Source organism: Roseovarius azorensis (assembly GCF_900109455.1).
Lineage (GTDB): Bacteria > Pseudomonadota > Alphaproteobacteria > Rhodobacterales > Rhodobacteraceae > Roseovarius > Roseovarius azorensis.
This window is the reverse complement of the sequence record NZ_FOAG01000001.1, coordinates 482,455-503,850: the sequence shown is the minus strand read 5'-3', so window position 1 is coordinate 503,850 and position 21,396 is coordinate 482,455. Positions and strand designations below refer to the sequence as shown.

At 63.6% G+C, this 21,396-nt stretch carries 19 protein-coding genes; 11 read left to right on the top strand and 8 right to left on the bottom strand.

What is annotated here, in order from left to right; all coding sequences use genetic code 11:
* Nucleotides 1–3: 3 nt before the first annotated feature.
* Together BSG08_RS02515 and BSG08_RS02510 are read left to right on the top strand one after the other, a co-directional pair.
* Nucleotides 4–1,380 carry a pyruvate dehydrogenase complex E1 component subunit beta gene (locus BSG08_RS02515; RefSeq protein ID WP_093031444.1) on the top strand — a complete coding sequence of 459 codons (1,377 nt, stop codon included), beginning with the start codon at nucleotides 4–6 and terminating at the stop codon, nucleotides 1,378–1,380.
* 12 nt (nucleotides 1,381–1,392) lie between these two features.
* On the top strand, nucleotides 1,393–2,709 hold the full coding sequence (locus tag BSG08_RS02510; RefSeq protein ID WP_093031441.1) for a pyruvate dehydrogenase complex dihydrolipoamide acetyltransferase: 1,317 nt from the start codon (nucleotides 1,393–1,395) through the stop codon (nucleotides 2,707–2,709).
* A gap of 111 nt (nucleotides 2,710–2,820) precedes the next feature.
* Here BSG08_RS02510 and BSG08_RS02505 read toward each other — a convergent pair whose 3' ends face one another.
* Both BSG08_RS02505 and cysE read right to left on the bottom strand, forming a co-directional pair.
* Nucleotides 2,821–3,174 (bottom strand): DMT family protein, encoded by a 354-nt coding sequence (locus tag BSG08_RS02505; protein WP_093031438.1) that lies wholly within the window; start codon nucleotides 3,172–3,174, stop codon nucleotides 2,821–2,823.
* Nucleotides 3,175–3,179: 5 nt separating this feature from the next.
* The gene (gene cysE, locus BSG08_RS02500) at nucleotides 3,180–4,007 is read right to left on the bottom strand and encodes a serine O-acetyltransferase (protein ID WP_093031435.1); all 828 of its coding nucleotides are present in this window, start codon (nucleotides 4,005–4,007) and stop codon (nucleotides 3,180–3,182) included.
* 85 nt (nucleotides 4,008–4,092) lie between these two features.
* Between cysE and BSG08_RS02495 the strand changes: the two genes are divergently transcribed.
* Complete coding sequence (locus tag BSG08_RS02495; protein ID WP_093031983.1) at nucleotides 4,093–4,431, top strand: TraR/DksA family transcriptional regulator; 339 nt, start codon at nucleotides 4,093–4,095, stop codon at nucleotides 4,429–4,431.
* A gap of 21 nt (nucleotides 4,432–4,452) precedes the next feature.
* Here the strand turns inward: BSG08_RS02495 and BSG08_RS02490 are convergent, their stop codons facing one another.
* Entirely contained in the window at nucleotides 4,453–5,250 is a 798-nt protein-coding gene (locus tag BSG08_RS02490; protein ID WP_093031432.1) for a helix-turn-helix transcriptional regulator, read from the bottom strand.
* Between the two features lie 93 nt (nucleotides 5,251–5,343).
* Between BSG08_RS02490 and speB the strand changes: the two genes are divergently transcribed.
* Both speB and BSG08_RS02480 read left to right on the top strand, forming a co-directional pair.
* A complete protein-coding gene (speB, locus tag BSG08_RS02485; protein ID WP_093031428.1) occupies nucleotides 5,344–6,306 on the top strand; it encodes an agmatinase in 963 nt (320 codons plus the stop codon).
* Between the two features lie 41 nt (nucleotides 6,307–6,347).
* Nucleotides 6,348–7,442: an extracellular solute-binding protein gene (locus BSG08_RS02480; protein WP_093031426.1), complete on the top strand. Its 1,095-nt coding sequence runs from the start codon at nucleotides 6,348–6,350 to the stop codon at nucleotides 7,440–7,442.
* A gap of 146 nt (nucleotides 7,443–7,588) precedes the next feature.
* Here BSG08_RS02480 and BSG08_RS02475 read toward each other — a convergent pair whose 3' ends face one another.
* The gene (locus tag BSG08_RS02475; RefSeq protein ID WP_093031423.1) at nucleotides 7,589–8,275 is read right to left on the bottom strand and encodes a response regulator transcription factor; all 687 of its coding nucleotides are present in this window, start codon (nucleotides 8,273–8,275) and stop codon (nucleotides 7,589–7,591) included.
* A gap of 159 nt (nucleotides 8,276–8,434) precedes the next feature.
* On the opposite strand from BSG08_RS02475, the gene ribA reads away from it, so the two are divergent.
* Nucleotides 8,435–9,526 (top strand): GTP cyclohydrolase II, encoded by a 1,092-nt coding sequence (ribA, locus tag BSG08_RS02470; RefSeq protein ID WP_093031420.1) that lies wholly within the window; start codon nucleotides 8,435–8,437, stop codon nucleotides 9,524–9,526.
* Nucleotides 9,527–9,544: 18 nt separating this feature from the next.
* On the opposite strand, the gene BSG08_RS02465 is transcribed toward ribA, so the two are convergent.
* Nucleotides 9,545–10,324 carry an SDR family oxidoreductase gene (locus tag BSG08_RS02465; RefSeq protein ID WP_093031417.1) on the bottom strand — a complete coding sequence of 260 codons (780 nt, stop codon included), beginning with the start codon at nucleotides 10,322–10,324 and terminating at the stop codon, nucleotides 9,545–9,547.
* Nucleotides 10,325–10,520: 196 nt separating this feature from the next.
* On the opposite strand from BSG08_RS02465, the gene BSG08_RS02460 reads away from it, so the two are divergent.
* Nucleotides 10,521–11,534, top strand: coding sequence for a Hint domain-containing protein (locus BSG08_RS02460; protein ID WP_093031414.1), 1,014 nt, complete (start codon nucleotides 10,521–10,523; stop codon nucleotides 11,532–11,534).
* 51 nt (nucleotides 11,535–11,585) lie between these two features.
* Nucleotides 11,586–13,193: a peptide chain release factor 3 gene (locus BSG08_RS02455; protein ID WP_093031412.1), complete on the top strand. Its 1,608-nt coding sequence runs from the start codon at nucleotides 11,586–11,588 to the stop codon at nucleotides 13,191–13,193.
* 57 nt (nucleotides 13,194–13,250) lie between these two features.
* On the opposite strand, the gene BSG08_RS02450 is transcribed toward BSG08_RS02455, so the two are convergent.
* The 3 genes from BSG08_RS02450 to BSG08_RS02440 form a co-directional block, all read right to left on the bottom strand.
* On the bottom strand, nucleotides 13,251–15,608 hold the full coding sequence (locus BSG08_RS02450) for a TRAP transporter large permease (RefSeq protein ID WP_093031409.1): 2,358 nt from the start codon (nucleotides 15,606–15,608) through the stop codon (nucleotides 13,251–13,253).
* A 14-nt stretch (nucleotides 15,609–15,622) separates the two neighbouring features.
* Nucleotides 15,623–16,513 carry a TRAP transporter small permease subunit gene (locus tag BSG08_RS02445; RefSeq protein ID WP_093031406.1) on the bottom strand — a complete coding sequence of 297 codons (891 nt, stop codon included), beginning with the start codon at nucleotides 16,511–16,513 and terminating at the stop codon, nucleotides 15,623–15,625.
* 106 nt (nucleotides 16,514–16,619) lie between these two features.
* Complete coding sequence (locus tag BSG08_RS02440; RefSeq protein ID WP_093031403.1) at nucleotides 16,620–17,702, bottom strand: TRAP transporter substrate-binding protein; 1,083 nt, start codon at nucleotides 17,700–17,702, stop codon at nucleotides 16,620–16,622.
* Nucleotides 17,703–17,936: 234 nt separating this feature from the next.
* Between BSG08_RS02440 and BSG08_RS02435 the strand changes: the two genes are divergently transcribed.
* Genes BSG08_RS02435 through BSG08_RS02425 form a run of 3 tightly spaced genes read left to right on the top strand, consistent with a single transcriptional unit; the run spans nucleotide 17,937 to nucleotide 21,332 of the window.
* On the top strand, nucleotides 17,937–19,199 hold the full coding sequence (locus tag BSG08_RS02435) for a SulP family inorganic anion transporter (protein WP_093031400.1): 1,263 nt from the start codon (nucleotides 17,937–17,939) through the stop codon (nucleotides 19,197–19,199).
* Between the two features lie 40 nt (nucleotides 19,200–19,239).
* Nucleotides 19,240–20,688, top strand: coding sequence for a cache domain-containing protein (locus tag BSG08_RS02430; RefSeq protein WP_093031397.1), 1,449 nt, complete (start codon nucleotides 19,240–19,242; stop codon nucleotides 20,686–20,688).
* The gene (locus BSG08_RS02425; protein ID WP_093031394.1) at nucleotides 20,685–21,332 is read left to right on the top strand and encodes a response regulator transcription factor; all 648 of its coding nucleotides are present in this window, start codon (nucleotides 20,685–20,687) and stop codon (nucleotides 21,330–21,332) included. Before BSG08_RS02430 ends, BSG08_RS02425 begins: the two co-directional genes overlap by 4 nt.
* Nucleotides 21,333–21,396 lie beyond the last annotated feature (64 nt).

Below are 21,396 nucleotides of genomic sequence, written 5' to 3'. Positions count from 1 at the left end.
ACAATGGCAACCGAAATCCTGATGCCCGCCCTCTCCCCCACCATGGAAGAAGGCACGCTTGCGAAATGGCTGGTCAAGGAGGGTGACACCGTCAAGAGCGGCGATATCCTGGCCGAGATCGAGACCGACAAGGCGACGATGGAATTCGAGGCGGTCGATGAAGGCGTGATCGGCAGGATCCTGATCGCCGAGGGCACCGAGGGGGTCAAGGTCAACACCCCCATCGCCATGATGCTGGAGGAAGGCGAAAGCGCGGATGACGTCGACGCCGCCCCGGCCCGCGAGCCAGCGCCCCAAAAAGCCAGCACCCCGACAGAACCCAAATCAACCCCCGCCGCCGCAAAGGCCCCCGAGGCGCCCAAGGCCGACACCAGCCCCGACTGGCCCGAGGGCACCGAAATGCAGACCATGACGGTGCGCGAGGCGCTGAATTCCGCCATGGCCGAGGAAATGCGCCGCGACGAGACGGTCTTCATCATGGGCGAGGAGGTCGCCGAATATCAGGGCGCCTACAAGATCACCCAGAACCTTCTGGATGAATTCGGCGCGAAGCGCGTGATCGACACGCCGATCACCGAACATGGCTTTGCCGGGATCGGTGTCGGGGCCTCATGGGGGGGGCTGCGCCCGATCGTGGAATTCATGACCTGGAATTTTGCCATGCAGGCGATCGACCAGATCATCAACTCCGCCGCCAAGACGCTCTACATGTCAGGCGGGCAGATGGGCAGCCCCATCGTGTTCCGTGGTCCGAACGGCGCCGCGGCGCGGGTCGGCGCACAGCACAGCCAGGATTACGCGGCATGGTATGCGCAGGTGCCCGGCCTGCGCGTGGTTCAGCCCTATTCGGCTGCCTGCGCCAAGGGTCTGCTCAAGACCGCGATCCGCGACCCGAACCCGGTGGTGTTCCTTGAGAACGAGATCCTCTATGGCCGCTCGTTCGAGGTGCCCAAGATGGATGATTTCACCATCCCCTTCGGCAAGGCGAAGATCTGGCGCGAGGGCACGGATGTCACCATCGTCAGCTTTGGCATCGGCATGACCTATGCGCTGGAGGCGGCGGACAAGCTGGCCGAGGATGGGATCAGCGCCGAGTTGATCGACCTGCGCACCCTGCGCCCGATGGATACCGACACGGTGATCGCCAGCGTGATGAAGACCAACCGCTGCGTGACGGTTGAAGAGGGCTGGCCGGTGGCCTCGATCGGCAACCACATTTCGGCGGTGCTGATGCAAAAGGCCTTCGACTATCTCGATGCGCCGGTCATCAACTGCACCGGCAAGGACGTGCCGATGCCCTATGCCGCCAATCTCGAAAAGCTGGCGCTGACCTCGACCGCCGAGGTGATCGACGCCGTGCGCCAAGTGACCTATCGCTGAGGGAGAGACGCGATGCCAACCGAAATCCTGATGCCCGCCCTCTCGCCCACCATGGAAGAGGGCACGCTTGCGAAATGGCTGGTCAAGGAGGGTGACACCGTCGCGGCGGGCGACCTTCTGGCCGAGATCGAGACCGACAAGGCCACGATGGAATTCGAGGCGGTGGATGAGGGTGTTGTCGGCAAGATTCTGGTGGCCGAAGGCACCGAAGGGGTCAAGGTCAACACCCCCATCGCGGTCATGCTGGAAGAGGGCGAGAGCGCCGAGGATATCGCGAGCGATGCGAGCGCCCCGGCCCCCGAGCCAGAGCCTCAGGCTGCCAAAGCCACCGAGGGAAAATCGTCACAAGGTCCAGCATCGGGCACGTCCGAGGCCCCCGCCGCGCCTAAATCCGCCGATGGTGGCCGCGTTTTCGCTTCGCCGCTCGCCCGCCGGATCGCGGCAGACAAGGGCCTTGATCTCACGCGGATCAAGGGTTCCGGTCCGCATGGCCGGATCGTCAAGGCGGATGTCGAGGGGGCCAAGCCCTCTGCCGCCCCTGCCAGGGACGCCGCAAAACCTGCCGACAAGGCCCCTGCCCCGGCGGCGGCGCCCGCCGGCCCCTCCGCGGATGCGGTCGCCGCCATGTATCAGGGCCGCGATTACGAAGAGGTCAAGCTAGACGGGATGCGCAAGACCATCGCCGCGCGCCTCACCGAGGCCAAGCAGACCGTGCCGCATTTCTACCTGCGCCGCGAAATCCGTCTGGACGCGCTGATGAAATTCCGCGCCGAACTGAACGCGCAGCTTGAATCGCGCGGTGTGAAACTCAGCGTCAACGATTTCATCATCAAGGCCTGCGCGCTTGCCCTTCAGGCGGTGCCGGACGCCAATGCCGTCTGGGCGGGCGACAAGGTGCTGCGGCTCAAGCCGTCGGATGTGGCGGTGGCCGTGGCCATCGAGGGCGGGCTGTTCACGCCCGTGCTCAGGGATGCGGAAATGAAATCGCTCTCGGCACTCTCGTCCGAGATGAAGGACCTCGCCAAACGCGCCCGCGACCGCAAGCTCGCGCCGCAGGAATATCAGGGCGGGACATTCGCCATTTCCAACCTCGGCATGTTCGGGATCGAGAATTTCGACGCGGTGATCAACCCGCCGCATGGCGCGATCCTCGCCGTGGGCGCGGGGCTGAAAAAGCCGGTGGTCGGCAAGGATGGCGAGCTGACGGTGGCCACGGTCATGTCGGTCACGCTGAGCGTGGATCACCGGGTGATCGACGGCGCGCTCGGTGCGCAGCTGTTGGAGCAGATCGTCGGAAACCTCGAAAACCCGATGGTGATGCTGGCCTGATCCTCATGCCCCGGCGTTTGGCCGGGGCGATTTGGCCTGAAGATGCGGTCGATCACCGGGCGAGGTGCCGCGCGATTGGCAGGCGCAAGGCCGCGCCGTACCAAGCCTCCCTCACAACGGCGCGCGAAAGATCACGAATGCCCCCGCCGCGATCAGCGAGAACCCGAGCGCATGGTTCCAGGTGATCGGCTCTTTTAGCCACATCACCGAAAACCCGGCAAAGACCACCAGCGTGATCACCTCCTGCATGGTCTTGAGTTCCGCCGCCGAATAGACCCGGTGGCCCAGCCGGTTGGCCGGCACCGCGAGCATGTATTCGATCAGCGCGATGCCCCAGCTGATCAGCACCACGGCCCAGAGCGCGACATGGGGAAATTTCAGATGCCCATACCACGCGAAGGTCATGAAGATGTTGGAAATGCTCAGCAGGACGACCGGCGCGAGCCACAGCCAGAGGCTGCCCATTCAGGTCAATCGCTCTCTTCCGCCGCGCCGCGCACACCCAAAAGCTGATCCATGCTGACCGACGGCTGATCGCATCCCGCCTCACCGACGATCTTTGCCGGCACGCCGGCGACCGTCTTGCAGGGCGGCACCTCCTGCAGCACGACCGATCCCGCCGCGATGCGGCTGCAGTTGCCGACCCGGATATTACCCAGCACCTTGGCCCCAGCCCCGATCAGCACGCCATTGCCGATCTTGGGGTGGCGGTCCTCTTCTTCCTTGCCGGTGCCGCCCAACGTCACCGAATGAAGCATCGAGACATTGTCCCCCACCACCGCCGTCTCGCCGATGACGATGGAATGGGCGTGATCGATCATGATGCCCTTGCCGATCCGTGCGGCGGGGTGAATATCGACGCCGAAGACCTCGGAGCAACGCATCTGGAAGAACCGCGCCAGATCGCGGCGCCCGCTGACCCAGAGCCAATGCGCGATGCGATAGGCCTGGATCGCCTGAAAACCCTTGAAAAACAGCAGCGGCAGGATGAAACGGTCACAAGCCGGGTCGCGGTCGTTGACCGCCACGATATCGGCGCGCGCGGCCCGTCCGATCTCGGGATCGCTGGCCAGTGCCTTGTCACAGATTTCACGCAGGATCTGTTCGGGCATCTCGTTCGAGGCGAGTTTCAGCGAAATCCTGTAGGCCAGCGCCGATTCGAACGTCCCGTGATGCAGAACGCTGGAATGAATGAGACCGCCCAGAAGCGGCTCGTCGGAGATTGCGGCCTTGGCTTCCTGGGCGATCTGCGCCCAGACCGGATCAAGTTCGGCCAGTTTTGTTCGTGTATGCGCCACGGGTCATGCTCCTCTGGATCGGATCGAGTATAACAGATAGGCAGAGAGGGTAAAATGCCAAGCGGTGATCGGGAGCATCATCAAAATGAATGACACGGCACAGGCCCGGTTCCGGACGCAGATCGAGGCGCTGCTGGCCGGTCTCGATGCCGAGGATACGCGCGGACGCGACGGCCAGGCGACGGTAGAGCTTGACCAGCAGGCGATCGGACGTCTCAGCCGGATGGACGCCCTGCAGAATCAGGAAATGGCCAAGGCGGGGCATGCCCGGCGGCAGGCACAGCGCAGGCGGCTGATTGCTGCGCTGGCGCGGTTGGATGAAGGCGAATACGGATATTGCGAGGATTGCGGCGAAGCCATTGCCGAGGGGCGGCTGGCGCTCGATCCGGCGGCGACGCGCTGCATTTCCTGCGCCAACGGCTGAAACCGCAGGGCAACGGATGACTCAGTCTGTATCCGAGACCAGATAGCGCGTCGCCATCGAGAAGAGTTCGCCTTGCGAGGATATGCCCAGCTTTGCATAGGCGTTGCGGCGATGCACCTTGACCGTGCCCTCAGCCAGCCCCAGCGAGGCGGCGATGGTCGGGCTGGAGTGGCCGCGCAGCACCAGATGGATGATCTCGGCCTCTCGCGGGCTGAGGCTGACCGCCCCCAGAAAACCCAGCAGATCCTGCGCCCGGCCCGGTCGCGCATCGGCATCGGACTCCGGCCTGCCCCAATGGCGCCGGATCGCGGCCGCCAGCGGCGGCAGACCGCTGCGCACGCATGCAAGGGCCGCTTCGTCAAACTCCGGGCTGCGCAGGCTGCGCGCCAGCGACAGGATGATCCAGCCCTCCGCCCCGTCGGGCAAGAGCAGGCCCAGTTCGTCCCGGATGCGCACCCGGCGATAGAAACGCCGGTAATATTCCGACAGCAGGAACGACGGCGGAACCAGATCCTGCAACCGCCAGACGCCCGGCGTGCGCCCCTCGCGGCAGGCCAGATAGAACGGATCCAGCAGGAAAGGCCCGGTCGCGTAGAACGACACCGAGATCGCCGCCTGAACGTCGTCGAGATCGTGAAACAGGCAGACGGGTTCAGAGGTGCCGCGGTAGCGGGTGACAACCATCGACTCGAACCCAGTGCAGACCGACAGCGCCCGGCGCAACGTCAGGGCAAATCCCTCCTGTCCGATCTGCCCGATCAGATCGCCCAGCGCTGCGTTCCAATCCGCCAGCGTCGCGTCGCCTACCACTTTAGACATACCTCTTTGGATGAATTTACAGCGTTATACGTTATGCGCATCCTGCGCCGCAACGTCTGATTTCAACCAGAACCATCCCCGAAAGGACCGCCGATGACCGATACCACCAGCGTCAACCCCGTCGCCTCTGATCTTGCCTTTACCCGGCGCGACCCGCGCGGCAGCATTTCCGAGCCAAGCTATGCCGGCGCGCTCAGCTTCATGCGGCGGCGCTATACCAAGGATCTGACCGATGCCGACGTGGCGGTGATGGGCGTGCCGTTCGATCTGACCGTCTCGGGGCGGTCGGGTGCGCGGCTGGGGCCGCGCGCGGTGCGTGCCGCCTCGGCGCATATCGCCTGGTCGGCGCCCTGGCCATGGGCATTCGATCCCTACGAGAAACTGGCGGTGGTCGATTACGGCGACTGCTTCTTCGATCCCGGCTATCCGGCGCGGATCCCCGATGCCATCGCCGAGGCGGCGCGCACGGTGCTGGCCACCGACACCGCCCTGCTGTCGGTCGGCGGCGATCATTTCATCACCTACCCGCTGCTCAGGGCGCATGCCGAAAAGCACGGACCGCTCAGCCTGATCCAGATCGACGCCCATTCCGACACATGGCAGGACGAACCGGGTCGGATCGACCACGGCACGATGCTCTGGCATGCGGTGCGCGAGGGGTTGGTGGCGCCGGACCGTTCGGTGCAGGTGGGCATCCGCACCCATAACCCCGATCCGCTGGGGTTCCACGTGATCGACGCCCGCGAATTCCATCGCAGCGGGCCCGAGGCTGTGGCCGCCCGTGTCCGGCAGATCGTGGGCGACAGCCAGACCTATCTGACCTTCGACATCGACGCGCTCGACCCCTCGGCGGCACCGGGCACCGGCACGCCGGTGATTGGCGGGCTCAGCACCTGGCAGGCACAGGAATTCCTGCGCGGGCTGGAGGGGATCCGCCTCGTCGGTATGGACATCGTCGAGGTGGCCCCGGCCTATGACACCGCAGAGATCACCGCATTGGCGGCGGCAACGCTGGCCAATGACCTGTTGTGCCTCTACGCGGCGGCCCCCGCCTAAACGGGCGGCTGCGCATCACACCGGCAGCAAGGGAGAAACCGATGACAGCCAACCGATTCACCCGCACCCTGCGGGCGGCGGCGCTTTGCGCAATGACCGCAGGCGCGGCCCCGGCCGGGGAACTGGCGATCTACAACTGGGCCGATTATTTCGGGCCGGACACGATCAACAACTTCGAGGCCGAAACCGGCATCCGCGTGACGCTCGATCATTTCGACTCCAATGAAATGCTGGAAACCCGGATGCTCACGGGCAGGTCGGGCTATGACGTGGTGTTTCCCGCCGCCTCCAACGCGGCGCGGCAGTTCAGGGCCGGAGCGTTGATGCCGATCGACCCTGCGCGGCTGACCAACCACGGCAATCTCGACCCCGAGGTGCTGTCCGCCCTGAACCGGGTCGAGGGCGGATCGCACCTGGGCGTGCCCTATACCTGGGGCACCATCGGCATCGCCTATAACGTCGCGTCGGTCGCCGAACGGCTGGGTGATCACCCGATGGACACGCTCGACGTGCTTTTCGATCCCGAGATCGTCGGCAAACTCGCGGGATGCGGCATCGCGGTGCTCGATTCGCCGGTCGAAATGTTGTCGGTCACGCTGAACTATCTCGGGGCCAATCCCTATTCCGGCGAAGAGAACGATCTGGCGCGCGCCCGCGACCTGCTGAGCGCCGCCGCACCCCATATCCGCTATTTCAGCAACCAGAGGGCCACGGGCGATCTGGCGGCGGGCAATATCTGCGTGGCGCTGATCTACAGCGGGGATGCCGGCATCGCACAGGCGCGCGCGGTCGAGGCAGGCAATATGGTCGAGATCGCCTATGCCATCCCGCGCGAAGGCACGTTGATGTGGATCGACCTCATGGCAATTCCGCATGACGCGAAAAATACAGAGGCCGCCTATCGTTTCATCGATTACATGCTGCGCCCCGAGGTGATCGCCGAGGTGACCAACACGGTCTATTTCGCCAATGCCAACAGGGCGGCGGCGGCGCATGTCGCGGCGGACATCCTGTCCGATCCGGGCATCTATCCCGATGCCGAAACCCGTGCACGGCTGTTTCCCGATCTCGATGTGGACGCGCGCATGCTGCGTCAACGCACGCGGGCCTGGACAGCGGTCAAGAGCGGGCAGTAAGCCCTTATCGACGAAAAAGACCCCGGCGCGATGCCGGGGCCAGTCCAACAGGGAGGTACATGCGTCAACCGCACATATTCATAAGGATAGCAGAATAATCGCGACTCGCGGATAGGGCTGTGATCGAGGCCGCTCAACCGTGTCCTTTAAACCACAAGGCGATACCCCCCCGATTCCGTCACCAGCAGGCGCGCGTTGCCCGGATCGGGTTCGATCTTCTGCCGCAGGCGGTAGATATGGGTTTCGAGCGTATGGGTTGTCACGCCCGCGTTATAGCCCCAGACCTCATGCAGCAGGATATCGCGCGGCACCACACCCTCGGTGGCGCGATAGAGGAATTTCAGGATGTTGGTCTCCTTTTCGGTGAGCCTCACCTTGCGTTCGTTCTCGGTGATCAGCATCTTCATCGCCGGCTTGAACGTGTAGGGCCCAAGCTGGAACACCGCGTCCTCGGACTGTTCATGCTGACGCAACTGCGCGCGGATCCGCGCCAGAAGCACCGGGAACTTGAACGGCTTGGTGATATAGTCATTGGCCCCGGCATCGAGCCCCAGGATGGTGTCGGCGTCGCCGTCATGACCCGTCAGCATCATGATCGGCGCCTTGACCCCCTGCTTGCGCATCAGCCGGCAGAGTTCGCGCCCGTCGGTATCGGGCAGGCCAACGTCAAGAATGACCAGATCGTAAATCTGGTCCTTGATCTTGGACATCGCGCCACTGCCGCTGGAGGCCTCGAACACATCGAAATCCTCGGTCATCACCAGTTGTTCGCTCAGGGCCTCGCGCAGGTCGTCGTCATCGTCGACGAGAAGAATTTTCTTGACTTGTGCCATCTCGGTTTCCCCTTCCTTTACCGGAACATGAGCTACAAGCGGGCTTGCGGCAAGATGTGCAACACAACCTTCACGCCCACGTGTTGCCATGCGAGCGTTTCTTTCAATTCGTTACAAAAACATCTACATGAGGTTGAACAGTTCCGGAAATCCACCGTCATGACCCTTGCCCCTGACATAACCGAGATTCTCGCCCGCGCCCGATCCGATCTGAGAATGGGGGTGCCGGTAATGCTCGCGGCGCCGCAGGGCGTGGCGCTGGTCATGGCCGCCGAGACGCTCGACCCGCAGCGGCTGGCCGATCTGCGCGCGCTTGGCGGCGCGCCGGTGCTGGCGATCACCGCGCGCCGCGCCGAGACGCTCAAGGCGCGACCCTATGACGGCGATCTGGCGCGGATCGTAGTGCCGCCCGACGCCACCCTGCCCTGGGTGCTGGGGGTGGCCGACCCGGCGGATGATCTGAAAACCCCGATGAAAGGTCCGCTGATCAGTGAACGCGACGGCGCGGCGGATCTGCACCGGCTGGCGATTACGCTGGTGAAATCCGCGCGGCTCTTGCCGGCGGCGCTGGTCCTGCCGCTGTCCGGCGGCCCGGGGTTTGCCATGCGCAATGGCCTCACGATGGTTGATACCCCACGGGCGGCGGAATACCTGATGCAGGCCAGCCCGCTGCACCCGGTCGTCAGCGCCCGCCTGCCGCTGGAGGTCGCCGAGGCGGGCCGTCTGCATATCTTTCGTCCCGAGGATGGTGGCGAGGAACATTATGCCATCGAGATAGGCCAGCCCGACCGCGACGCGCCGGTGCTGGCGCGGCTGCATTCGGCCTGTTTCACCGGCGATCTGATGGGCAGCCTGAAATGCGACTGCGGCCCGCAACTGCGCGGCGCGCTGGCGCAGATGGGGGCCGAGGGCGCGGGCGTGCTGCTCTATCTCAACCAGGAGGGGCGCGGCATTGGTCTTGCCAACAAGATGCGCGCCTACAGTTTGCAGGATCAGGGTTTTGACACGGTCGAGGCCAATCATCGCCTTGGCTTCGAGGATGACGAGCGCGATTTCCGCATCGGCGCGCAGATCCTGGCGCAAATGGGCTTTTCAGCGGTGCGTCTGCTCACCAACAATCCCGCCAAGATCACGATGATGCGCCACAACGGAATCGAGGTGGCAGAGCGCGTGCCACTGAAACTGGGCGGCAACGCGCATAACCATGCCTATCTGGCGACCAAGGCGGCAAAATCGGGACATCTGCTGTAGCCCCGCGCGGATGGCGCGTCAGAGCGTGCTGTTCATCGCGCCGCCATCCAGAAGCAGGTTCTGGCCGATGATGAATCCCGCATACTGGCTGCACAGGAACGCGCAGGCGGCACCGAATTCCTCGGGCGTGCCATAGCGGCCTGCGGGGATGCTGGCACAGCGCCGCGCCCTGGCCTCTTCCATCGTGATGCCCTGCGCCTCTGATACGCCCTTGTCCAGCGACACGGCCCGATCCGTGGCGTGGATGCCGGGCAGCAGGTTGTTCATCACCACCCCCTTGCCCGCCACCTGCCGTGAGGTGCCCGCAACATAGCCCGTCAGCCCCGCGCGCGCCGTGTTGCTGAGACCCAGCACCGCGATCGGCGACTTGACAGATTGCGAGGTGATGTTGACCACCCTCCCCCAGCCGCGCGCCATCATGTCCGGCACCAATGCCTTGATGAGCGCAATCGGCGTCAGCATGTTGGCATCGAGCGCGCGAATGAAATCCTCGCGCTCCCAGTCGGTCCACATCCCCGGTGGCGGGCCGCCCGCGTTGTTGACCAGGATATCGACGCCCTGTGCGGCCTGCAGTATCCGCGCGCGCCCCTCGTCGGTGGTCACATCGGCGGCGACGGTCACAACGTCCACGCCGAAATCGCCGCGAATGGCCTCTGCCGCCGCCTCCAGCGCCTCGGCTCCGCGCGCGTTCATCACCAGATCCACGCCCGCCTCGGCAAGCGCCCGCGCGCAGCCCAGCCCCAGCCCCCTAGAGGACGCACAAACCAACGCCCGTTTTCCCCTGATCCCCAGATCCATGTCGCGCTCCCTTGCTGTTTCAACCCCGAATTAACACTGACCTGCGCAGAATGGCCAGAGAGCCGGTATTCCACGGTGGCCGGAATGCCACCGGGCCGGACAACCGATTGTCCGCTCGTTGACCACATACTGCCGCAATTCTAGACTATACTATCACCCGGCCACGGTTGCCGAACTTGTCAGGAACGCCCCCGCGATGCACCACAAAAGCCCGCGCAACGCCCATTCGCTGCCCGTCTACCTGGCGCAGGATTTCTGCGTCTCGAACGGCGCGAACCTGGGAGATTGCCTGTCTTTTGCCGATGAACTGGACCTTCACGACACTTATGAACTGCGCGGCACCGCGCGGCTGCACCAGATCTCGCTGACGATGGACGGGGCGGGACCGTTCACCATCGCCCGCGATAGCGCGGTGGGCCGTCCGGGCGCGCAGGTTCATCTGGATTGCTGCCTCACGCTGATGTCGGCGGCCGGGCGAACCAAGGAAATGCTGGTGCTGGTCGAAATCGACGCGACCGGCCATGTGGCCGAGATCTACGCCATGCCGCTGGCGTCGCTGCATCCCAAGACCGGCTATGCGCTGGTGGGCATCGACCGCGAAGCGGCGTTGCAGAAATTCGCGCAGGCGGCCTGTGTGTCCTTCACGCGCGGCACGCATATCACAATGGCCTCGGGCGCGCAGCGCCGGGTCGAGGAATTGCAACCCGGCGACCTGGTGCTCACCCGCGACGACGGGGCGCAACCCGTCCGCTGGATCGGCCAAGCCACCCTGCGCGCGGTGGGTGAATTCGCCCCCATCCGTATAAAGGCTGGTGCGTTGAACAATGAAAACGACCTGCTGGTCTGTCCCGATCACCGGCTCTTCATCTATCAGCGTTCCGATGCGCTCGGGGTCGGGCGGCACGAGGTGCTGGTGCGCGCCCGCCACCTGATCAACGGCGGCACGGTGCAGCGCGAAAGCGGCGGGTTCGTCGATTACTATCAACTCCTGTTCGACGCCCATCAGATCATCTATGCAGAGGGTATCGCCGCCGAAACGCTGCTGATCGATCCGCGCACCCGCGCCGCACTGCCCGCCGATCTGGGCGATGACCCGATCCCGGATGCAGAGGCGCATGGCTCGCGCGCGCATCTGCGCTATGAGGTGGGTCCGGCCCTGCTCGATCATCCCGACACCGCCGCCCTGCTCAAGCGCGCATCAACCCGTTAGCACCACAGAGCCGTGTTGCGCGCGCACGCGCACGGCTCTATATGCGGCCTCATGTTGGACATTCGCACAAACCGCCCCGATCTGCCGGTCGAGATCGCCCGTCGCCGCACCTTTGCGATCATCTCGCACCCCGACGCGGGCAAAACCACGCTGACCGAAAAATTCCTGCTCTATGGCGGAGCCATCCAGATGGCCGGACAGGTCCGCGCCAAGGGTGAGGCGCGGCGCACGCGCTCGGATTTCATGCAGATGGAGAAGGATCGGGGCATATCCGTCTCGGCTTCGGCCATGTCTTTCGATTTCAAGGATTTCCGCTTCAACCTCGTGGATACGCCCGGCCACTCGGATTTCTCCGAGGACACCTATCGCACACTGACCGCCGTCGATGCCGCCGTCATGGTGATCGACGGGGCCAAGGGCGTCGAGAGCCAGACGCAGAAGCTCTTTGAGGTCTGCCGCCTGCGTGACCTGCCGATCCTGACCTTCTGCAACAAGATGGACCGCGAGGCGCGCGACACTTTTGATATCATAGACGAGATTCAGCAGAACCTGGCCATCGACGTGACCCCGGCAAGCTGGCCCATCGGCATGGGGCGCGATTTCGTCGGCTGCTATGACATGCTGAACAACCGGCTGGAACTCATGGACCGCGCCGACCGCAACAAGGTGGCGGAATCGATCAAGATCAACGGGCTCGATGATCCGAAACTGGGCGAACATGTCCCCGCTGATCTGGTCGCCAAACTGCGCGAAGAGATCGAGATGGCGCGCGAACTTCTACCCGCGCTCGATCCGCAATCGGTGCTCGAGGGGCACATGACGCCCATATGGTTCGGCTCCGCGATCAATTCCTTTGGCGTCAGGGAGTTGATGGACGGAATTGGCTCCTATGGCCCCGAGCCGCAGGTGCAAAAGGCCACCCCCCGCGCGATTGCACCCGAAGAGACGCAGGTAACCGGCTTTGTCTTCAAGGTGCAGGCCAACATGGACCCCAAGCACCGCGACCGCGTGGCCTTTGTCCGGCTTGCCTCGGGACATTTCCGCCGGGGGATGAAACTCACGCATGTGCGATCGAAGAAGCCGATGACGGTCTCGGCGCCGGTGCTCTTTCTGGCGGCTGACCGCGAACTGGCCGAAGAGGCCTGGGCTGGCGACATCATCGGCATCCCCAACCACGGGCAATTGCGCATCGGCGACACGCTGACCGAGGGCGAGGCGCTGCGCGTGACCGGCATCCCGTCCTTTGCCCCGGAATTGCTGCAACAGGCCCGCGCCGGCGATCCGATGAAGGCCAAGCATCTGGAAAAGGCGCTGATGCAATTTGCCGAAGAGGGCGCAGCCAAGGTGTTCAAGCCCGCCTTCGGCTCGGGCTTTGTCGTGGGCGTCGTCGGCGCGCTGCAGTTCGAGGTTCTGGCCAGCCGGATCGAGCTGGAATACGGGTTGCCGGTGCGCTTCGAGGGGTCACAATTCACCTCTGCCCGCTGGGTGAGTGGACCGAAGGACAAGGTGGACGCCTTCACCGCCGCCAACAAGGCGCATATCGCGCATGACCATGACGGCGACGTGGTCTATCTCACGCGCCTGCAATGGGACATCGACCGGGTGGTCCGGGATTATCCCGACATCAGGCTGACCGCGACCAAGGAGATGATGGTCTGACGGAAAAACGCCGGGGCATCGACCCCGGCGTTTTCATTCGTCCCCGTGTCCGACCGTTCAGTTCGGCATCAGCGCGGGCAGGATGGTCACGATCTGCGGGAAGAACCACAGGATCGCCAGCCCCGCAACCTGGATGAGCACGAAGGGCACCACGCCACGGTAGATATGGCCCGTCGTCACCTCTTTCGGGGCGACCCCTCTCAGATAAAATAGCGCGAACCCGAATGGCGGCGTCAGGAACGACGTTTGCAGGTTGACCGCGATCATGATCGTCACCCACTTCGGATCGAACGTGCCGCCATAGATCACCGGGCCCACGATCGGGATGACGATATAGATGATCTCAAGGAAATCGAGCACAAAGCCGAGGATGAACAGCACCAGCATCACGATCAGGAAAACCTTGACCTCGTTGTCAAAGCTCTTGAGGAACTCCTGAATGTAATGCTCGCCGCCAAAGCTGATGACCACGAGGTTCAGCAGTTGCGAGCCGATCAGGATGGTAAACACCATCGAGGTGACCTTGGCCGTCTCGCGCACCACAGGTGTCAGAACCCCGCCAGTGTAGAGCACCCAGCAGGCAAACAAGAGACCGAAGACGGCATAGAGATAGGCCGCATAGGCGATAAAGAACGCCAGCCAGGATTCAAAGCTGACGCCCGACTGATTGATCCGCAGGTCGAAATTGATCCCCATCAGGATGGCCAGCCCCACCGCCAGCGTGGCGATGATGATGATCCTGGGCGAGCGGTCCTGATCGCGCAGCTTGCGATAGGCCGCCAGCATGATCGCGCCGCCCGCACCAAGCGCGGCGGCGGGCGTCGGGTTGGTGATCCCACCGAGGATCGAGCCGAGAACCGCCACGATAAGAACCAGCGGCGGAAAGACGACGCGGATCAATTCGTTCTTCGCCATGCGCACCGCGCCATGGGCGCAGCCATAGAATGTCATGCCGAACGGAATGAGCAGCAACAGAAACGTGGCCCCGGAGGAGGTCGAGGGCTGGATCAGCAGGATATCGACCAGCAGGGCCAGAACGATCCCGAGACCGCCCACAAGCAGCGGCGCCCGAGAGGCCGAAGGTGCGACGCCGCGCGCCACGACCAGCACCAGGCCCAGCATCACGGCGATCGTGGCGACGCCGGTGCCGATGGGGGCGGCATTCGCCTCTTTCTCGATGCGCAGCTGCGCGATCTCTTCGGCGGTGAGGCGCACGCTTTCCACCACGCCACCAGCGGCGTCGATCGCCGCCTGTTGCGCTACCGCCGCATCCCATGCCGACTGTCCGTGCAGTTCGATCATCGCGGCCTTGCACATTTCGCTCACATTGGTGCGCAGCGACGCCGACTCACCCTGATCGGTAAAGCTGTCGATGATCAGATCCTGCGGGCCAACGATGCCGAGCGACGACAGCAGGATCACCCCCGCAATGATCGCCACCGGCACGCCGAGGAACCAGGTGAAGCTTTCGGAGCGTGTGATCACCTCGCCACGAACCCCGGCCGCTATCTGCACCGCAGGGGCCTTGGACGGGTTCACCAGCGCATAGCCAAAGGCATAGAGCCCGTAGAGCAGCGCCAGCAGAACACCCGGAAGCAGGGCCGCCTGAAACAGCGTGCCGACGGAAACGACCGCGGGCTCGCCCAGATAGGTCAACGCATCGGTGCAGCCTGCCAGTTGCGCACGGTTTTCCTGCGCGACGGAATAAAGGTCTGCCGCCAGCGTGCCAAGCAGGACGATCACAATCGACGGCGGGATGATCTGGCCCAGGGTCCCGCTCGCCGCGATCACGCCGGTGGCGAGTTGCGGCGAATATCCCGCACGCAGCATGGTGGGCAGACTGAGCAGGCCCATGGTCACAACGGTTGCGCCGACAATCCCGGTCGACGCCGCCAGGAACGTGCCCACGACCACGACCGACACGGCAAGTCCCCCTGGCAGCGGGCCAAAGACCCGCGCCATGGTGGTCAACAGATCATTGGCGATCTTGGAGCGTTCCAGAGTGATCCCCATCATCACGAACATCAGAACCGCCAGCAGCGTCTCGATCGACGTGCCTGCCAGCACCCGTTCGTTGATCCGGTTCACAACGAACGACACATTCCGGTCAAGCGCGACTTCCCAGCCCAGCGGAAATACCGGTTGTGCCACGCGTGGCAAATCCGGGTATCGGAAAATCGAGATTGCATCGGGTCTCACGCCGCTTGCGACGACGGATCTGTAGCCCTCGCTGCCGGTATCTATCGCCTGATGGACCAGGATTCCCGCGCTGTCGAGCCCGGCGATGATGGCAAAGGCCACAACCCCAGCCCCGCCAATAGCAAAGGCCACCGGAAACCCCGAGAGAATGCCCCCGAAGAGGCAGAGAAATACGATGATCAGCCCGATCTCGACGCCGTCAAGTCCGAATAGCATTGGTTCCTGCCCTTTTAATGGGTGCCTTCATAGGCTTGTTCGCCCTCGCCCAGCGTATCGCGGTCGAGGTATTTTCCTGCGCTCTCCGGTCCCTCTTTCCATTCGAGATAGGACCGCCAGAAGAACGCAATCGCATGCACAAAAACCATTCCTGCAAACAGCACCAGCAGCACCTTGAAGAGGAAATAGCCGTTGAAACCGCTAGGGCTGAAGCCGATGGTTTCCACGTTCCAGCGCAACGCACGCGATTTCATCAGCAGTTTCTCAAGCGACTCGCTGGCCGAGGGGTTGGGAACGATCAGATGCCGCCACATGAAGAACCAGCCATACATCCATGTCAGCACCGCCATCGGCATCATGAAAATCAGGCTGCCAAACATGTCGATGATCCGCTTGGTGGCGTGGCTGACCGACGCATAGATCAGATCGACCCGCACATGACCGCCCTGAACGAAGGTATAGGTCGCGCAAAGCGTCACGATCAGCGCGTTGTAGAGCTTGAGTTCCTCGCTCCACCAGCTCATATCGAATTGCAGCGGGATGCCAAAACCCAGCGTGATATCCGGCCGGGCAAAGATACGCTGGATAAAGACGATGATGATCTGCTGGACCACCATGATCAGACCGGCCCAGGCGGTGAAACGTCCGACCGTATTGGCAAACCCTTCAAGCACGCGCGCACAGCCCCACATGAAGCTGTTTCTCCACATGCCGATGCCGGTCAGAACCAGAAAGGTGGTGAATACGACAAAGAATAACTCGACCGACCCGCCATAATAGACGACCCGCGTGATCGCCTCTTTGTCGGACCAGTCGAGCCAGAGGCCCGGATGGCTGATGGCGTAGGCCAGATTGTAAAAGGCCATACCGATATTCTGAAAAATCCAGAGGATTGCGTCGAGCATATCTTCCCCCCAAGCGCGCCGGTTCGGCAGGGGCTTCTTGGCCCCTTTTGGTTATACGTGCAGGCCCCGGCGAACCGGGGCCTTCGTCGTAACAGGCAGGACGATCTCAGGCCTGCGTGCGGTCACGTTGCGCGGTATAAGCCCCGTCCGACATCTTGATCCATGCCGAGGAGGATTTCATCGACGCGTTGTAGCTGTCATAGACGCGCTTGTAGAGGTCATCCCCCATGTTCTCGTCATGCACTTCCTGCGTGGCGCGGGCAAAGGCATCCCAGACGTCATTGGGGAATTCGAGCGTCTTCACACCGCCCGCGCGCAGCCGGTCGAGGGCCGCGCCGTTGTTGGCGAGGAATTGCGCAAGGTTCCACTGATGCGCCTCGGAACAGGCGATGTCGACGATCTTCTGCTGCGCAGGCGTCAGGCTCTCGAAGACTTCGCGGTTCATGCCGACCGCCAGACCGGCGCCCGGCTCGTGGAAGCCGGCGGTATAGTAGACCTTGGTGATTTCCTGAAAGCCCATCTTCTCGTCAGCCCACGGACCGATCCACTCGGTTCCGTCGATGGCCCCCGAGGACAGCGCCTGATACACTTCCGCCCCGGGCAGGTTCTGGATTGATGCACCCAGCTTGCCAAGCGCCTTGCCACCCAGACCGGGCATGCGGAACTTGAGTCCGTTGAAATCTGCGGCAGAGTTGATTTCCTTGGCGAACCAGCCGCCAGCCTGCGCGCCGGTATTGCCCGCGAGGAAGGATTTGAGACCGAAGATCTGCCCCAGTTCGTCGTGGAAATCCGCACCACCATCGTGGTAGTACCAGTTCACCAGCTCCTGCGCGGTCATGCCCATCGGCACACAGGTAAAGAACGCATAAGCCGGGTGCTGACCCACAAAATAGTAATCCGCCGCATGATACAGGTCGGCCTGACCGGCGGTCACGGCATCGAACACCTCGAATGCGCCCACCAGTTCGCCAGCGCCCTTGACGTCGATCGTCAGGCTGCCGTCCGACATGGCGTTGATGCTGTCCGCCACGCGCTGAGCCGCGTCAAACACGCCCGCCAGACCGCGACCCCAGGTGGTGACCATGGTCAGCGTGCGAGCGCCCTGCGCATAGGCCGGCGCGGCCAGCGCGGTTGCAGCGGCAGCACCGCCACCCAGAGTCGTGTTTTTCAGAAAAGAACGGCGATCCATATGGTATCCTCCCCATTTTATCAGATGCCGTCCTCTCTCCGGCGGCATCCGGATCATTAAAGTGCGCAGACCTTAGACGCGGATTTTTGATCTGCAAATACCGATTACTGCGTAGGCAAGGCCTTTCGCAGGTAAAATTGTTGTGCGCCGGTTTTTCGGCGCGGCTGCGTTCTTCCGTGTCCGGAACGATAATCCCCTTGAACGCGGCATGGCGCCGGTGTTGAGATTTGCCGCATGACGCCCAAGATTCTGTCCACCCTGCCCCATTATACCGGCGCTCTCCTGCGCGCCGATCTCTTTGCCGGGCTGACCGTCGCCATGGTTGCGCTGCCGCTGAGCATCGCCATTGCCATCGCCTCGGGGGCGGACCCGGCAACGGGGCTGACCACGGCCATCGTGGGCGGATTCCTGATCTCGGCGCTTGGCGGCAGCCGGGTGCAGATCGGCGGGCCGACAGGGGCCTTCATCGTGGTGGTTTATGGCGTCATCGCCGATCACGGCCATGACGGGCTGATCCTGGCCACGCTGATGGCGGGCGCAATCCTGCTTGTCGCGGGGTATTTCCGGGCAGGCAATCTGGTGCATCACATCCCCGAAGCGGTGATCAGCGGCTTTACCATAGGTATCGCGATCATCATCGCGACCAGCCAGATCAAGGATATCTTCGGCCTGAGCATCGAAACGCTGCCCGGCGACTTTCTGGAAAAGGCCGAAGCGCTCTGGCAGGCGCGCGACACGCTCAATCCGCTGGCGCTGCTGCTCGGGCTTGCCACAATCGCGCTGATCGTCGCGCTACGCCGGGCGGCACCGCGATATCCGGGGCTGATTCTCGCCGTGGCAGTGACCTCGACGGCGGTGGCGATCTGGACGCTGCCGGTGGACACGCTCCAGTCCCGCTTTGGCCCGCTGCCCAGAACGCCGCCCCTGCCCGCGCTACCCGCGCTCAACCTTCAGCGGATGATCGACCTGCTGCCGTCGGCAGTGATCATCGCGTTTCTGGCCGGGGTGGAATCGCTTTTGTCCGCGTCGGTGGCGGACCGGATGATTGGCGGCCGCTATCGCCCCAATGCCGAGATTGTTGCCAATGGCGCGGCCAATATCGGATCGGCTCTCTTTGGCGGGCTGCCCGCGACGGGCGCCATCGCCCGCACCGCCACCAACGTGCGCGCGGGCGGCAGGACGCCGGTGGCGGGCATGATCCATGCGGTGACGATCCTGCTGGTGATGCTGCTGGCCGCCCCGCTGGCGGGATATTTCGCCATGCCCGCACTTGCCGGGCTGTTGCTGCTGACCGCATGGAACATGAGCGAGCCGCACAAATGGCGCGGCTACCTGCGCGAGCGGACCTCGGACAAGGTGCTGCTGGTGTTGACGCTGGTGCTGACCGTGCTGGCCGATCTGACGGTGGCGATCGGCGTGGGTGTGGCGCTGGGGCTCGCCATACGCCTGCGCCGCCGCAAGGTACCGGAGGCCGAGTGGCACCCGCCGGACGCCTGAGACACTGGATATCGCGCGCGTTTGGCCGTATCGCTAGGGAATGCGACACCTGCTTGACCGCGTCCGGCTGAACTATGGCCAAAAAATCTTTCTGGTCGCCACCCTGCCGCTCATCCTGACGGCGGTGGCGATTTCACTCGTGGTCACCCTGCAATCGCGGCAATTGGCCGAGCGCGAGATCGAGACGCTGGAGGCGCAGCTGATCGAGGCAAAGCGCGCGGAGCTCAAGAATTACCTGTCCATCGCACGCACGGCCTTTTTCAACATATATGGCCGGGCGGCCCCCGACGACGAGGGGGCGATGCTGCATGTGAGCCAGATCCTCGCCGGCATGATCTATGGCCAGGACGGATATTTCTTTGTCTTCGACTACGACGGCACCAACCTTGTCAGCCCACGTCATACGGCGCTGATCGGCAGGAACTGGACCGGACTGGAGGATCCCAACGGACAGCCGATCACCGACACGCTCATCCAACTGGCGCGCACGGGCGGGGGTTATCACAACTATGAATGGCCCAAGCCCTCGACCGGCGAACGCGCGCAGATGGTCACCTATGTGATCGGCCTGCAGGACTGGCGATGGGCGATCGGCACCGGCGTGTTCACCGACGATGTGGTCGCCACCGTTGCCGCCTCGCGCGAAAAGGTCGAGGCGCGGGTGCGACGGACATTTCTCTATATCGGCGGGGCGATGCTGACGGCGCTTCTGCTGGTCTTTGTCTCGGGCATGTTCATCAACATCCGCGAACGGCGGCTGGCCGATGCCAAGCTCAAGAAGCTGACTCAGCGGGTGTTTGACGCGCAGGAGGAGGAGCGCGGTCGGGTGGCGCGCGAACTTCATGACGGGATCAGCCAGATCCTCGTCGGCGTGCGCTATGCGCTCGACACCGCCAAGCGGCGACTGGCGGCAGGCGATGCGCGCGCCGCCGATACGCTGGAACGCGGCATCGAACACCTCTCGGGCGCCATTCAGGAGGTGCGCCGCATCAGCCGCGACCTGCGCCCGGCGGTGCTCGACGATCTGGGGCTGGGTCCGGCGCTCAAGGCGCTGTCCGAGGATTTCGGCAAGCGCACCGGGATCAGGACCGACTTCAGCACCGTCGTGTTTCGCAACCGTCTGGATGACGAGGCCAAGATCGCGCTCTACCGCGTGGCACAGGAGGCGCTGACCAATATCGAGCGGCATTCCGGCGCGACCCATGTCGGCATCGACCTTCGCGGCCATGCGCGCGGCGCAACACTGAAGATATCGGACAATGGCTGCGGGCTTGACCATGCCCAGGCGATGCAGGGCAGCGGCGGCGGACTTGGCCTGCGCAACATGCAGGAACGTATCGACCAGATGGACGGCACGTTGCGCATCCTGTCGTCGAAATCCGGCACGCTGATCGAAGCCTCGGTGCCGCTCAGCCACCTGTTGCAACCACAGGGCCAGGCGGATAACGCACCCCTGCACCAGCCCCAAGAGAAAAAGGCCCAGGCATGACGCCCTCGCCCATCCGTATCGTGATTGTCGACGACCACCCGATGGTGGCCGAAGGCATCCAGTCCATTCTCGAAAGCTATGACGATGTCGAGGTGATCGCTGTCTTTGGCACCGGGCAGGAGGTCATCGACCGGGTTGAAGAGTTGCAACCGGATGTGATCCTGCTCGATCTCAACATGCCGGGTATCGGTGGCCTCACCACCACCGAGATCCTTCTGGAGCGCCGCCCCGACACGCGCATCCTGATCCTGAGCATGCATGACAGCCCCGAATATATCTCGAGCGCACTTAGCCACGGCGCTGCGGGCTATGTGCTCAAGGATGTGCCCACCGATGAAATCAAGCGCGCAGTCGACGCGGTGATGGCCGGTCAGCGCTATCTGTGCACCGGCGCGCAGGGTTCGCTCGCCCCGTTTCGCCCGGGCGAGCGCGAGCAACTGACCAACCGCGAGCAGACGATCCTGCTTCAACTGGCGCAGGGCAAGTCCAACCGGGACGTGGCGCAGGCGCTCGACATCTCGGTGCGCACGGTAGAGACGCACCGCAAGAACATCAAACGCAAGCTGGGCATTTCCTCGACCGCCGGCCTGACCCGCTATGCGCTGGAGCACGGCGTGTTGCAGGGCACCGGCGTCCGGCTCTGAGCGGTCACGCCTGCGGAGAGGACATTAGATGAGTCTCAGTTAGATATTTGCGCCCGGCCACACC